The sequence below is a fragment of the Dyadobacter jiangsuensis genome (assembly GCF_003014695.1).
Lineage (GTDB): Bacteria > Bacteroidota > Bacteroidia > Cytophagales > Spirosomataceae > Dyadobacter > Dyadobacter jiangsuensis.
In genome coordinates this window covers 234409-248112 of record NZ_PYAS01000008.1, presented here as the reverse complement: position 1 = coordinate 248112, position 13704 = coordinate 234409, and the positions used below count along the sequence as shown (strand labels likewise).

General features: G+C 50.1%; 12 protein-coding genes. 5 read left to right on the top strand and 7 right to left on the bottom strand.

The window, feature by feature from the left end; translation table 11 throughout:
• Positions 1–22 precede the first annotated feature (22 nt).
• The 3 genes from CLV60_RS17940 (at position 23) to CLV60_RS17930 (ending at position 4144) form a co-directional block, all read left to right on the top strand.
• The gene (locus CLV60_RS17940) at positions 23–1051 is read left to right on the top strand and encodes a sensor histidine kinase (protein ID WP_106596750.1); all 1029 of its coding nucleotides are present in this window, start codon (positions 23–25) and stop codon (positions 1049–1051) included.
• Between the two features lie 35 nt (positions 1052–1086).
• Complete coding sequence (locus CLV60_RS17935) at positions 1087–1854, top strand: LytR/AlgR family response regulator transcription factor (protein ID WP_106596749.1); 768 nt, start codon at positions 1087–1089, stop codon at positions 1852–1854.
• Positions 1855–2017: 163 nt separating this feature from the next.
• Positions 2018–4144, top strand: a complete 2127-nt coding sequence (locus CLV60_RS17930; RefSeq protein ID WP_229211025.1) for a hybrid sensor histidine kinase/response regulator — start codon at positions 2018–2020, stop codon at positions 4142–4144.
• Positions 4145–4147: 3 nt separating this feature from the next.
• On the opposite strand, the gene CLV60_RS17925 is transcribed toward CLV60_RS17930, so the two are convergent.
• Positions 4148–5530, bottom strand: coding sequence for a hypothetical protein (locus CLV60_RS17925; protein ID WP_106596747.1), 1383 nt, complete (start codon positions 5528–5530; stop codon positions 4148–4150).
• Between the two features lie 152 nt (positions 5531–5682).
• Here CLV60_RS17925 and CLV60_RS17920 point away from each other — a divergent pair, with 152 nt between their 5' ends.
• Positions 5683–6078, top strand: coding sequence for an iron chaperone (locus tag CLV60_RS17920; protein WP_106596746.1), 396 nt, complete (start codon positions 5683–5685; stop codon positions 6076–6078).
• Between the two features lie 108 nt (positions 6079–6186).
• On the top strand, positions 6187–7959 hold the full coding sequence (locus CLV60_RS17915) for a hypothetical protein (RefSeq protein WP_106596745.1): 1773 nt from the start codon (positions 6187–6189) through the stop codon (positions 7957–7959).
• Here CLV60_RS17915 and CLV60_RS17910 read toward each other — a convergent pair.
• The 6 genes from CLV60_RS17910 to CLV60_RS17880 all read right to left on the bottom strand — a co-directional run bounded on the left by CLV60_RS17910 (position 7954) and on the right by CLV60_RS17880 (position 13703).
• Entirely contained in the window at positions 7954–8463 is a 510-nt protein-coding gene (locus tag CLV60_RS17910) for a DUF6169 family protein (protein WP_106596744.1), read from the bottom strand. The genes CLV60_RS17915 and CLV60_RS17910 overlap by 6 nt on opposite strands.
• Before the next feature lie 301 nt (positions 8464–8764).
• A complete protein-coding gene (locus tag CLV60_RS17900; RefSeq protein ID WP_106596742.1) occupies positions 8765–9829 on the bottom strand; it encodes a response regulator in 1065 nt (354 codons plus the stop codon).
• A 17-nt stretch (positions 9830–9846) separates the two neighbouring features.
• Positions 9847–11082 carry a PAS domain-containing sensor histidine kinase gene (locus tag CLV60_RS17895; RefSeq protein WP_229211024.1) on the bottom strand — a complete coding sequence of 412 codons (1236 nt, stop codon included), beginning with the start codon at positions 11080–11082 and terminating at the stop codon, positions 9847–9849.
• Between the two features lie 78 nt (positions 11083–11160).
• A complete protein-coding gene (gene hemN / locus CLV60_RS17890) occupies positions 11161–12525 on the bottom strand; it encodes an oxygen-independent coproporphyrinogen III oxidase (RefSeq protein WP_106596740.1) in 1365 nt (454 codons plus the stop codon).
• 88 nt (positions 12526–12613) lie between these two features.
• Positions 12614–12964, bottom strand: coding sequence for a DsrE family protein (locus tag CLV60_RS17885; RefSeq protein WP_170118810.1), 351 nt, complete (start codon positions 12962–12964; stop codon positions 12614–12616).
• 40 nt (positions 12965–13004) lie between these two features.
• A complete protein-coding gene (locus CLV60_RS17880) occupies positions 13005–13703 on the bottom strand; it encodes a sulfite exporter TauE/SafE family protein (protein WP_229211023.1) in 699 nt (232 codons plus the stop codon).
• Between the last annotated feature and the right edge of the window lies 1 nt (position 13704).

Genomic DNA, 13704 nt, shown 5'->3' with positions numbered 1-13704 from the left:
TGCCCGCCAATATCAACTCGCAATGAAGGAAAAGGCTTACACGCTCAATGACAGGAAATGGCGCATTATTGGCATCCCGCTTATGGGGACCGTCATTGCCATGATGATAGCCTTTGAGGAGTTCCTGAAACTGAGCCAGCATTTTTTCCTGAGTGTGCTTTTTTCCACGTTGCTTACACTCACATTCTGGGAGGGTAACCGGTGCATTATTATTTGGATGCGCCGGATTTTTCCCGAATACGGACAAACCGGCAGGCGGGTAGCTGCGGAGGCTGCGCTGGCTGTGGCCTACGTGTTTCTCGTGTCGTTGTTGCTCGATGAGCTTTACTACAAACCGGTTTACCATGTGAGCGCGCTTGCGATGGGTTTTCGGATTAGCATCGTACCTACGGTGATCGTGTACCTGGTTTATGAAGCCGTTTATTTTTTTGATGCCTGGAAAATGAATGTACGGAAGACGGAGGCGCTGATGCGCGAAAATGTGCAATCTCAGCTGGAAGTGCTTAAAAATCAGTTGGATCCGCATTTTTTGTTTAACAGCATGAACACACTGGCGGCGTTGATCGACGACGAGAATACCGCCGCGCAGGATTACCTCGAAAGGCTGTCGGATGTGTACCGGTACGTGCTCGTGAGCAGGAACAAGAACACGGTATTGCTGAACGAGGAAATAGCGTTCGTGGATGCTTATGTGTATTTGAATAAAATCCGTTTCAGGGAAAATTTGCGGGTAGAAAAGCACCTGTCGACGACGGCATTAGGGCAGTACATTGCTCCGTTGAGCCTTCAAATGCTGATTGAAAATGCGATTAAACACAACGCGGCTTCACGAGAGAACCCGTTGCATATCGTGATCCGTGACGATAGCGATGGGTATCTGGTGGTCGAGAATAATATTTCGGAGAAAACCATCCTCGAAAAATCAACCAGGGTAGGGTTACAGAACATTATCAATCGATACAGCCTGCTGACCGACCGGGAAGTGGAAGTGAAACGCGAGGAAGCACGCTTTGTCGTGAAGATCCCGCTACTAGGCCAATTGACAGCATAAATGATGACACCGGGGCGGCTGCCGTCCTATTTGCTATGAAAATACTGATTATTGAAGACGAATACCCGGCCGCGGAAAGGCTGGAAAAGCTGATTAAAAAACTTGATCCGCGCGTAGAAGTGTGCGCGGTGCTGGAGAGCGTCGAGGCGGGCCGGAAATGGTTCGCGAACGCGGAGCCCGTGGATCTTATCTTTTCGGATATTCAGCTCGCCGATGGCCTGAGTTTCCAGATATTCGAGGAATTTCCCGCACATAGCCCGATCATTTTCACGACTTCCTACGACGAGTACGCGATTAAGGCATTTCGCGTGAAAAGCATTGATTACCTTTTGAAACCCATTAAGGCGCCCGAACTGGCAGAGGCTATCCGCAAATACGAGAACATTCGGGAAGACTTTTCGCCCAAAGCCTACGCAAGAAAGGTCGAAACGCTCCTCGATAGCCTGGAAATGACCAAAAGACCTTTCAAAACTCGTTTTCTCGTTAAAAATGGAGAACAACTGATACCGATCAATCAGGAACACGTCGCCTATTTTTATACAGCCAATGAAATGGCGTGCCTCGTGGCCACGGACGGACGGCAATATCTGGTAGATTATAAGCTGGAAGAGCTGGAATCGCTGGTCGACCCATTGAATTTTTTTCGGCTGAATCGTCAATTTATAACCCGTATCGACGCTATTCAGAAGATTCACACCTATTTCAATGGTAAATTGAAAATAGAACTCCGGCCGCAAACTTCGCAGGAGGTGGTCGTCAGCCGGGATAAGGCCCCGGCGTTCAAAGCATGGCTTGAAACGTAGGCTTTATCAGGGATGTGTAACTCATTCGAGCGGTTTTGTAGACTAAATAATAGGTAGCGGCGCATGGCAGTGTTTTGTGTCCGCTTTTTTACCTTTGTCGTAATTAACCCTCAAAATATCGGTTTTCCAGGGAAGAAGGGAAGAATCGACGGACTTACACATCATGAAAATCCCTTTCCGCACTTTATCCAGGGCGTTTTTTGTCTGGACCATCCTGCTGGTCATCATACTTGGCTCATTCGTTTTTATGCTGTTGCTCACGCGCGGTAAATCGCAGACCATCCGCGAGAATATCCAGGAGCTCCGCAAGGATATGAATGGTTATCAGAAGGTGGATACCTGCATTTCACTCCTTTACGTGGCCGAGAACAATAGCAGGCTCTTTATCATTACGCAGGATTCCACTTATCTTAAGGCATTTGCCGATGAACTGCAGACGGTTTCCCGGATCCTTAACGAATTCGAAAATGAACGTGCGCATCAACCATCGGCGCTGTCGGGCCTGATGGAAAGCAAGCGGGAAAGCAACGAGGAATTTATCCGGATGAAGATCATGGTCGACAGCCTTTTTGCGCTTTCGGTACAACGCAGCGAGCAAATTCAGCAGGAGCAAGCCAAACCCAAACCAGCGCCTATTCGGGTAAAAAAGACATCCAAGGTGGATTCGGTGGTATTGGCGGATCCTCAAAAGAAGAAGCGCGGACTTTTCAAAAGGTTGGCCGATGCCATCGCAAACAAGCGGGGTGACGAGGTGGTACAGGAGAAAACGAAGGTAATCACGCAGCGCGATTCGCTGGTCATGCCGTATCTGATGGCACGTGAGCTCGATCTGAGCCGTTACGACGAGTATAACCGGGTAAAAAGGCAATTGAACGAGGCGGAGCAAAGGTTGTTATTTCTGAATGGGGAATTGTTTGCCAATCTGCAACTGACCCTGAAATCACTGAAAGCTGCCGAGGAAGAAAAAGCCAGGAAGTTCAGAGGATTGCTGCTTACCGAAACATCCGACAAGTTTGAGGAAGTGAATCACCTTTTTTGGGCGGGGGCCATGGTGGTATTGCTCATGACGATCATCATCATCCGGAACCTCGTTAAGTTGTACCGCAACGACGTGACGATCGTCAAATATGCGTCGATGGCGACGGAGGCTGCGAGAATGAAGGGGGAATTTCTGGCGCAGGTGACACATGAAATCAGGACGCCGTTGAATGCGATCATCGGTTTTTCCCAACTTATGGATTCCGACCGCCTTGAAGGCCAGATGAAGGAAAGTGTTGATGCTATTCAAAGTTCTTCCCGCATTTTGCTTACCCTGGTAAACGACCTGCTCGATTTTTCCAAATTGGAAAGGGGCAAGCTAACGCTGCAATATCAGGTTTTTAACCCGGTGGAGCTCGTGAATGAGGTAATGGCCCTGATGAGCGTGCTGGCAGGTGAGAAGGACATTGAAATTGTATCCAAAATCAACATCGGGCAACCGGTATACCTGTCGGGCGATGAGTTCCGGATTAAGCAGGTGCTCATTAATTTGCTGAGTAATGCGGTCAAATTTACGCCGGCTCATGGCAAGGTGCTGGTAGAAGCTAGCCTGGAAAGTGCCGATGGGCAGAAAAAGCAGCTGAAAATCCGGGTTAAAGACTCGGGGATTGGTATTGCGCCAGAGCATTTGAAAGAGATTTTTGAAGATTTTAGTCAGATAGACAGCGCTTCGGTAGGTAAGCAGGGGACCGGGCTCGGGCTGGCGATATGCAAGCGGATCGTGGAACTGCACGGAGGGAAAATTTCGGTCGAAAGCGTGTTAGGGAAAGGCTCCGAGTTCAAAATAGCGATTCCGATGCAGGTGGCCGAAAAGCAGAAAGTTACCCCAAGCGGGTCGCAGGCAGCTACGCAGGTGGAGTTGCGGGGTAAAAAAGTGCTCGTAGCCGACGACACCAAACTGAACCTCGTGCTCATGAGCAGGTTGCTCGAAAAGCACGGGCTTACTTACGATCTCGTCGGCTCGGGCGACGATGCGCTCGAACTGTTCGAGAAGCAGCCTTACGACCTGGTGATTACCGACATCAATATGCCCGGCATGGACGGTTCCGAGCTGACTCGCCAAATCCGCACCAGCCCTGACCCGATCAAAGGTGCGACGCCGGTAATAGGCTTTACGGGCGACTTGTCCGACCGCGACAAAGACTTCTACGCCGATCTGGGCATCAATGGCGTGTTGGGCAAGCCATTTTCTGAGAAGGAGTTTCTGTCCGTATTGGCAGCCGTTTTCAGTTCGGGCAGGACGAGCAGCTAGGTACTACCGGATTTCAACCCGGCTCCAATAGGGGAGCGAGTATTGCTTGTTATCGAGTACCATCCTTGCTTCGTACTGTCCCGGCGGTAAATCGGCCGGAATGCGATAGGCGCCGTAATAGATCCTTATCGAGTTATCTGCATATTTCGTGTCTTCTTTTACGGCCCCTTTCAGAACCGTGACTTTCCCATTTAGCTTTAATGCCAGATCCGGGATTTTTTTCTTGTCGTCGAATGGCTTGGACGAAGCATCTATTATTGCCGGGAAAGGGTTTGCGAAAAGCTCCTGCCCGCGCGAGATGGCAATGGGTAGGGATTTCCATATTTCGTCCCATTGAAGGCCCGGGCCTCCGGTCCACATTTGTCCGATTGCCTTCACAGTCGAATCCCTGGCGATCACGATTGAGGCTTCGGTAATCAATTGCGTATTTTCGAAAAAGGATACCTTATACTGGCCATCGGGAATGGTGGCCGGAAATTGTGTTTTCAGCGTCGAAAGGTCGGTGACCGTAGCGGGAAGGGTTACTTCCGGGGAACTCGCGTCGTTGTGCAGTTTCAATGAATACTTTTGAGCATTCAGAAATATACCGCCATCGAATGTAATGCTTTTGCCTGTTTGAAAAACCCTGAAAAGGCGATCGGGTTGAACGACGTACAAAACGACCTTCCCTCTCTTTAATTTCAGCTTTTCAGGGAAGGAAAAGGCCTTTTCGCCGTACTCAATACTTAGAACTGTGCCTTCCGTTTCCATCAAACTAAAAATGTCTTCAAAATAGATCTGGCCGAGGCCGTTGTCGAAATATCCCTTTACATTGGCATTCTTGGAGCTGTTTTTGAGAAATGGAAGTATTTGTTGGGACGCATCCGGACGCGCTGGCAATGACCCTACACCGGATTTGAAGCGGATGTTAGCAACCCCAGTGGCCGTATTTGCGCCGCCGATCCGAATATCTAAATCGGAAAGTAACTCGGCAGTGAGAGGCCCTTCCTGTTCTACAAAAACTTTGTACGATTTGGTTTGATTATTGCTCTTGTTAGTAATGGTGAAATTCTCGGGGTATGTAGCCCTGAAATGGTATTTTACATGGCCTGGACTGTAAAGCGGTGTCCATGAATTTAAAACGAGCTCTGCTCCGGGCGCGGCATTCAATTGCAGGTCAATGATATCATTCGTGTATGCTTCGGGAAGGATAATCTGAATGTAATTGCGGGCCGTGTCTATTGTTACCTCCCGTGCGCCGGCGACCTTTATCGATCTCAGAAATGAATTTTCTTTCAAAGTTTCTTCCGGATCAAGTTCCTTTTCCTTTTTACAACCTGCTCCAAGGCAGATCATCGAGGCGAAGAGGAAATAGCAGACTTTTTTCATGGTATAAAACTTGTTCATTGGTAATCAGTGTGTTAATATTTTGTTTGAAAATAAATAAAATGCAATGTAGTAAGAATTCGACAACTTGAATAAAAAGACCAAACCGGTTAAATCCCGCTGCCTGTATGCTTTTTAGTAACGGAAACACTCATCAAAAAGACACAATCGGCATGGCAAAAACAGATTTTAAATCCATAGACGAGTACCACGACACGTTCCAGGGAGAAAAGAAGGAGCGGCTGGCGGCGGTCCGCAAAGCGATCAGAGAGATGGCGCCGGATGCAGAGGAAGTGATCAGTTATCAGATCCCTGCTTACAAGCATTTCGGTTTTCTAATCTACTATTCGGCAGCTACCAATCACATTTCGCTATCGTATCCTTACAGTCAGGCGCTGCTGGATGAATTCAAATCGGAGCTTTCGAAGTACAAAATGAGTAAATCTGCGCTCCAACTGCCCGATAAGGATCCATTGCCGCTCGACCTCATTAAACGCATTGTCGCATATCGAATGAAGGAAAATGAGCTGGCCGAGGCTTCGAAGCCGCAGAAGACCAAAAAGAAATGACCTGATCCCAATGGCATGACGTTTCTCAGTATCGCAGCTAAGCAGCGTCAGTTTTCGGGCGGGGGTGGCCACGTACTTTTGGATGAATTATCAAGACCTCATCCAGATATGATGCCGCATACTTTTCATATCCCGGTCCTCGGGCTGGGATACTCCATAGATACCCCCATTAAGGTCGCCAAATACGGCATTTCCTCGGTCGCATCCATTGTCGACGACGAGTTGATCGAGCGCATGCGCGTGCATTACGCCCGCCAGCGCGGCGAAGACGACAGGCCCATTACGAAAGCCGAGCCCGATTACCGCAGCCGCCGGATCACCTCGTACCTCGACCTGATGCAACGCATTGTGGAAGAAGAATTTGAAAATCTGAAAGGGCAGCCCTTCGGTGTGGGTAGTGATATAGATCGTTATTTCAGCCTGTTGCCAGCGGATTCGGAGCTGAAAGTCAGGTATGAAGCAATGATCGCGATGCCCGAAGGCATGGAAAAGGACGCAGAAGCGTTCGGGCTCCGTGCACAGATCGTGCCGGGCAGTATCGATGTGAACATCATGTCGAAGGTGGATAAAATGAATACCGATTCGGAGGGTAACCTGCTCGACGATATTTATACGGATGCGTTGGCAGCGCTGCGCGGCTTCGCGCTAAGCCGGTTGTCGTCGTCCATTATTCTTTCCGCGGGCATGAACCCGCATTTGTACAGCTATCTGGAAGCTTTTGCCGATTTTCTTCCGGACGAGGATGGCAATTTTCGGAAAAAAGTGATCCTGAAAGTGAGTGACTATCGATCCGCATTGATCCAGGCGAAGTTCCTGGCCAAGAAGGGTATCTGGGTTTCTGAATTTCGCATTGAATCGGGGCTTAATTGCGGCGGACACGCATTTGCGACGGAAGGTAATCTGCTCGGGCCGGTGTTGGAAGAATTCAAAAACCGGCGTGACGAAATGTTTACCGAGTTGCTTGCGCTATATGAACCTGCGCTCAAAGGCAAGGGCATTACGTTCGCACATGCGCCACACACCCGCATATCCGTGCAGGGCGGCATTGGTACCGCAGCCGAGAATGCCTTTTTGCTGGAACATTACGGCATAGAAGCCACGGGGTGGGGGAGTCCTTTTCTGCTGGTACCAGAGGTTACCAATGTAGATAAGGCCACGTTGAATGAGCTGGCGAATGCGGATGGTGATGCCTATTACGTGAGTGATTCATCGCCGTTGGGCGTGCTTTTCAATAATTTCAAGAAGAGCACCGCCGAAAAGCAGCGTCTCGAACGCATTGCAAAAGGCCGTCCCGGCAGTCCGTGCAACAAGCGTTACCTGGTTTCAAACACCGAATTCACCAGTGAGCCAGTCTGCACTGCTTCACGCGAGTATCAAAACCTGAAAATTAAACAGTTGCTCGCACTCGATCCGCAACCGGCCGACCTGCAAATGCAAATAAACGCAGTCACCGAGAAGCTATGCCTTTGCGAAGGACTAAGTACCGCGGCACTCATCAAAAACAACCTGATTAAACCGCGGGAGAATAGTGCGGTAGCCATTTGTCCCGGACCCAATCTGGCTTGGTTCTCCGGCATCTACTCATTGGACGAAATGGTGGGACATATCTATGGGAAAATAGACCTGCTCGCAAAGCACTTGCGGCCCAATATGTTCATCAACGAACTGAATTTGTATGTGGATTATCTCAAAAAGGACGTTGAGCGGCATGCAGCTGCGCTGAACGATAAGAAAGCCAAGTATTTCTCGAAATTCCGCGCTAACCTGATCGAAGGCATTAATTACTACAAAAAGCTGATCCCTGAAATTACCAATCAAACGGTGGCTTACCGGCAGGAGATGATGGCGCAGTTGGAAGCGATTGAGGCCAGGCTTTCATAGTTTGCCTGTTTTATCCATATCACCCGAATGGAAGAGACTGATCGCGGCGTCATAATCAGGATGGGTCTTCGGGAGCAGGATGGAGGCATATACGGTTAATTCTGATCTGGTTAAGTGACCATTTTCGTCGACCTTCAAATCTGTTACTGTGAACGCCCCGTCTTGCTTTTCGATTGACGGGTCATTGATCAGATCAAACCATCTGTTGAATTTGAGGAACCGCTTGTATCCTTTGCCGTCAAATGGGTCGCAATAGTAGACGATTATCGCGTCGTTCTCTCTCAGAAAATTGGTCAGGATGTCCAGCACAGTATTTCTGAGCCGGACATCCAGGCCGATGGACGGTTTGTTTGTTTTAATGACGAAACTGTGAACCCCCGCTATCTCCGGATTCAGAGGAAACCATCTTCCGTCGAGAGATAAGTGAACGGAAACGACGATGTCTTGTTTCGTAATAAACTGATAGACATCCCCAAAGTGGCGGTAGTTATAGATGTCCAGCAAATCTTACGCCCAATGCATGTAGTTCCTCCAATGTCATTTCGCCTCTTTGGTACGCGTCGATGTCCCGATGTGTTTGCATCATTCTGGCAAGCAGAATTTCCATCGTGAGTTTCTCCGGACGTTGTTCGGTTGTAGATACTTCGGCAGTATCCGACGCGTTTGTAGGTGTTGTTTGTTCCATAGTTTGAAAGATTTATATGAAGTTCTTGTCAAAACTAGGAAATGCAAATGAAGTATTTCTGCCCCAAAACCAGGGAATGATCAACCGGAACCGATGAGTTATCAACGGTGAAAAAAGATGCTAATTTCGCATCCGCGCCAGCTTCTCATACTCCAAAACCGTGATCTGGCTGCCTTTCATGTCCACCAGGCGCTCGTCCTTGAAATCTGAAAGTGTACGGATGACCGTCTCCGTGGCGGTTCCTACCATAGAGGCAATATCCTCCCGGGTAACGGCCATGGAGAAGGGCTTCGAGCGGTCTTCCTGATAACGTTGTACCAACATTACCAGCGCCTGCGCCACGCGCTTCCGCACCGAGTTGTAGGCGAGTTGTAAAAGCCGCTCTTCCCGCTCCTTGATCTCATTGGAAAGCATCCGAATGAACTTGGAGGCCACTTCGCGGTTGCCTTGCAGGAGGTTGAAGAAATCGTCTTTCGGGATCATAGCCACTTCCGACTTCTCCAATGCGATAGCGGTTTCTTCGTAAGGAGCGCCTTGCAGGAGGTCGAGGTAGCCGAAAAACTCGCCCTCTTTCAGCAGGTCGGTAATGTATTCTTTACCGTTTTCGTTGGATTTATAGGCCTTAACCTTCCCTTTTTGAAGAAAAAACACATGCGACGGGAAGCTGCCTTCGGTGTAGATCGTCTCTTTTTTTCTTAACATCTTCACCTTCTTGTCTTCCGCAAGCTTCACGATCGGATCGAATGCCTGTGCTTCCTTAATGAACTGGTCGAAGCCATCGGCGGAGCGTTCGAACTGCTTTTTGAGCCGGTCGCTCTTTTTGAGGCGCATTTCAACGGCATTCAGCAATTCTACATCGTCGTAAGGTTTGGTAAGGTAATCGTCGGCCCCCATGGTCATTCCTTTGCGGTAATCCTCCTTTTCGGCTTTGGCGGTCAGGAAAATGAAGGGAATGGCTGCCGTACGTTCGTCCTTGCCGAGCATATGCAGCACACCGTAGCCGTCAAGCTCGGGCATCATAATGTCGCAAATGATCAGGTCGGGATTGTGCTGGTTTGCCTGTTGCACGCCTTCCTTGCCATTTTGAGCAGTGATTACTTCAAAGTTGGCGAGTTCGAGGATCTCTGCCGTATTTTCCCGCATTTCGGGATTATCTTCTATCAAAAGTATTTTTCTCGCTTCCAATTGGGATACTGTTTGTGTCAGGATTCGATTTTAACGGATGCCGGCTCGCGGTTGGGCAGTTCCACGAAAAATGTAGTGCCTACGCCGATTTCGCTTTGAAAGCGGACAGTGCCGCCCATGAGTTCGATATAGTTTTGTACGATATTGAGACCGAGACCCGTTCCCTGCGCATTGCCGGCATTGTTGGCGCGGAAGAACCGGTCGAAAATATGACCCTGGTCTTGCTGCGGGATACCGATACCCTGATCCTGCACTTCGATGCGGATTAGCCCGCTCCAATTTTTGACCCTTAAAAAGATCGATTTACCGGGCTCCGAATATTTGATCGCATTCGAAAGCAGGTTAAAAAGCACGTTGCGTAAAAGCTGCTTGTCGAGCCAGGCCTGGGCTTCCCCGTCATAGGTCACAAACATCTCCTGACCATCCTTGCAAAGCCCGCGGATCTCTTCAATCAGGTTTTTACAAAATGCGCTCAGATCGGTAAGCACCGGAATGCAGTGAATGCGGCCTTCTTCGAGCTTGCCGATCGAGAGAAAGTCATTAAGGATCTCCGTCAGGTTGGTAACGGTCGATTTGATACGCTGGACGTGTTTCTGACGCTTGTCTTCTTCCTCCGTGCGCGGGTACCTGCCTATAAGCGAGGCCGACGACAGAATGGTTGCGAGAGGTGTCCTGAACTCATGCGACGCGATGGTTACGAACTGGCTTTTCATATTGTTCAGCTCGCGCTCTTTCGTCAGTGCACGTACCACCTCTTCCTGCGACTGCTCGATGCGCCTGATCGCCGCAGCCAGCTCCTCCGTACGTTGCTGCACACGGATTTCCAGTTCGGCATTCAGTTTTTGAATTTCAAGGTTAGCCTCTATAATGCGGCTTTCCTGCTTTTTGCGCTCTGTAATGTCGATCACAAAGCTGACGACGAACTCGCCGTCGCTGGTTTTGAAAGGGCTGAGGCTGACCTCCACGGGAAACTCGCTGCCATCCTTGCGCCGGGCGAAAAGATCCATCATATGCCCCATACCACGTGCGCGGGGCGCTTCGAGGTACTCGTCGCGATAGCCCACATGGTTTCTGTTGAACCGTTGGGGAATCAGCGTTTCGACTTTCTTGCCGATCAGCTCACGATCGGAGTAGCCAAAAAGTTCTTTGGCCTTGGGGTTAAGCATTACAATGTTCGCCTGCTTGTCCACCACCACGATCCCTTCGGTCGCGTGTTTGAACAGGGCATCCAGCATCTCGATGTGCCGTGTCATCACTTGCGTATGAATTAAAATATCCGTATCAAACATACCAAAGTACAGGACACAGGTGAACACCGCAAGAATTCATCATTAAACTGTTTGACTAAAAAGAGTCGTTTGGGGTAAATCGGCCCATAGGCGCGCATCAAAGGCCATACACACATTGCGTACGAAGGCCTTGCCTTTCTCGGTGATTCTCAGGCGGAAAGGTTCCACTTCAACCAGGCCGTCGAATTCCATTTCGGAAAGCCTTTCCAGCGCCTGATACAGTTCCATACAAACTTCCGAGGTGCTGCCCCAGGAAGTTTCGAAATTGGTCATCAGCCGTAGAATATGCTTTCTCAGGATCAGGTCTTCGCGGCTCAGCTCGTGGCCGCGGAATATAGGCAGCTCATTTGCAGCGAGCTTTTTGTAATAATCTTCCACTTTCTTCTCGTTCTGGGCATATCCCCACCACGAATCGGAAATAGACGATGCACCGAGGCCGATCAACAATTGGGTTCGGGTATCGGTATACCCCATGAAGTTTCGGTGCAGCCGTTCTTGCGTGGCCGCTTTGTAAAGCTCGTCGGACCGGAGCGCGAAATGGTCCATGCCGATGTCTTCATAGCCGGCAAGTTCCAGTGCATTCCTTCCGGTTTCATAAATCGCAATTTTATGGTCCGCATCGGGCAGGTCGTTTTCGGTATAGCTGCGCTGGCCGGGTTTGATCCATGGTACGTGAGCATAGCTGTAAAATGCGATACGGTCGGGTTTTAGCCGGATTACACGCAGCATGGTCTCCATCATAGAGCAGTTTTTTTGCTGCGGCAGGCCGTACACGATATCGTAATTCACCGAAGTGTACCCGATTTCGCGGGCTTTCAGGGTGAGGTGTTTAACCTGCTCAAAAGTCTGGTGCCGGTTGATGATGGCCAATACGACCGGATTGAAATCCTGTACACCAATGCTGATGCGGCGGAATCCGACCGAATATAGTGCTTCCAGGTGGGCATCGGTGGTATTCCCCGGATGCGCCTCGAAACCGAAGCGGGCATCATCGTGTATCAGAGCATTGGCAAGCAGGCCGTTTACCAGTTTCACCAGGTTGGCCGGACTGAAAAATGTAGGTGTGCCACCACCCAGGTGCAATTCCCGGATCACCGGTTTTTCAGTCCCGAACAGTTCACAATACATTTTCCATTCCTTCAAAACGGCCTGGATATATTTGCTTTCCACCGCATGATTGATCGTAATGCGCGTGTTGCAGCCGCAATAGGTACAAAGACTCTCGCAGAATGGCAGGTGAATGTACAGGCTGATACCTTCCTTCTGGTTTGAAACCGAGAAGGCGTCCTGTACCAGTTCTTTCCATTTGCTGACGGCGGGAGGTGTTTTCTGCCAGTAAGGAACGGTCGGGTAGCTGGTATAGCGTGGCCCCGGAATGTTGTATTTAAAGAGCAGGTCCTTGTCCATTGGTCAAAGTTTTGATGTAGATCATTGATCAAAACTACCGAGGACGGGAGGGGAAAAACATGATTTTGATCATGCAAAAAACAGACTTCTAACCGGCTTTTACGTAGCTCCAACCTTCCTGTTGCAAGATGACGAGCTCAGCTATTCCCGACGGAATAACTTCAATGCCCTCTATCAAGTCGGTGGGGGCCGCGCCATTGGCAACTAACATATTGCGGCATGCCGCAATTGTAACATGTTGGTTGAGCAATGCCGTGATATCGCCGGCGAACGTATTCCCGGCCGAAATGCAAAATGGCATGGAAGCACCGTGGCAAACGATACGGACATCGACTGTTTTGCCCAAGTGCGCCAGCAGATTGCCGATTTGCCGGATCATGCTGCGATGGACTTTGGGGTCGTCGGAAGTGAGTTGGATAATGGCTTTGTACGTTTTCATGCCGGCAAGGTAAGTCATCCGGCGCGCTGGTTCAAGCCGTTCAGCGGCAGATTGTGATTCCGGCAGCTGGTTTGGAATGATCGGAGTAGGAGGTCGTGACTCCGCGTGCTACGAGCCAGATCCCTGCAATGGCCATCAGCAGCGGTGTGAGTTTGCGGATGCGCGTTCTCAGCGCGGGAGTGAACTGTTGGTTTGCAATACCCAATGCGAGCATGGCAGGCATGGTGCCCAGTCCGAATAGAGCCATAAAAGCACCGCCTCCCCAGGTACTGCCCGTGGCGACCGAGCTGACGAGCGCCATATACACCATTCCGCAAGGGACGGCGCCATTGAGCATGCCGAGCAGCAGCAAGCCCGGTAAGTCGGCTCTTTTGAGATAAAAGCCCATTCTTTGCTTTAAGCGATGGATTGTTTTTTGCCAGAACAACGGCATATGCAGCCGCTGTTCCAACCCCGGAGGCCAGAGTACATAAGCCAGCATCGCCGCACCGACGGCTATGGAAGCGTACCGAAGCACACCCAGCCATGCCAGTGAAGCGCCCAAAGTACCTATGACCATACCGAACGTCGCGTACGTAAGCGCGCGCCCTGCATTGTACGCCAGCACGCCCGCGATCTGGCGCGCATGCGTGCCCTTGTGAACAGGCAATGCGAGCGCGATAGGCCCGCACATGCCTACGCAATGGAAGCTGCTGATGAGCCCCATCGAAATGGCGAGGTACGGCAGGACGGTGATCATG

Bases quoted from the DNA above. Each gene is read 5' to 3' on its own strand.
- CLV60_RS17940 (WP_106596750.1), top strand. From the start codon at position 23: ATGAAGGAAAAGGCTTACACGCTCAATGACAGGAAATGGCGCATTATT.
- CLV60_RS17935 (WP_106596749.1), top strand. From the start codon at position 1,087: ATGAAAATACTGATTATTGAAGACGAATACCCGGCCGCGGAAAGGCTG.
- CLV60_RS17930 (WP_229211025.1), top strand. From the start codon at position 2,018: ATGAAAATCCCTTTCCGCACTTTATCCAGGGCGTTTTTTGTCTGGACC.
- CLV60_RS17925 (WP_106596747.1), bottom strand. From the start codon at position 5,530: ATGAACAAGTTTTATACCATGAAAAAAGTCTGCTATTTCCTCTTCGCC.
- CLV60_RS17920 (WP_106596746.1), top strand. From the start codon at position 5,683: ATGGCAAAAACAGATTTTAAATCCATAGACGAGTACCACGACACGTTC.
- CLV60_RS17915 (WP_106596745.1), top strand. From the start codon at position 6,187: ATGATGCCGCATACTTTTCATATCCCGGTCCTCGGGCTGGGATACTCC.
- CLV60_RS17895 (WP_229211024.1), bottom strand. From the start codon at position 11,082: ATGACACGGCACATCGAGATGCTGGATGCCCTGTTCAAACACGCGACC.
- hemN (WP_106596740.1), bottom strand. From the start codon at position 12,525: ATGGACAAGGACCTGCTCTTTAAATACAACATTCCGGGGCCACGCTAT.
- CLV60_RS17885 (WP_170118810.1), bottom strand. From the start codon at position 12,964: ATGAAAACGTACAAAGCCATTATCCAACTCACTTCCGACGACCCCAAA.
- CLV60_RS17880 (WP_229211023.1), bottom strand. From the start codon at position 13,703: ATGATCACCGTCCTGCCGTACCTCGCCATTTCGATGGGGCTCATCAGC.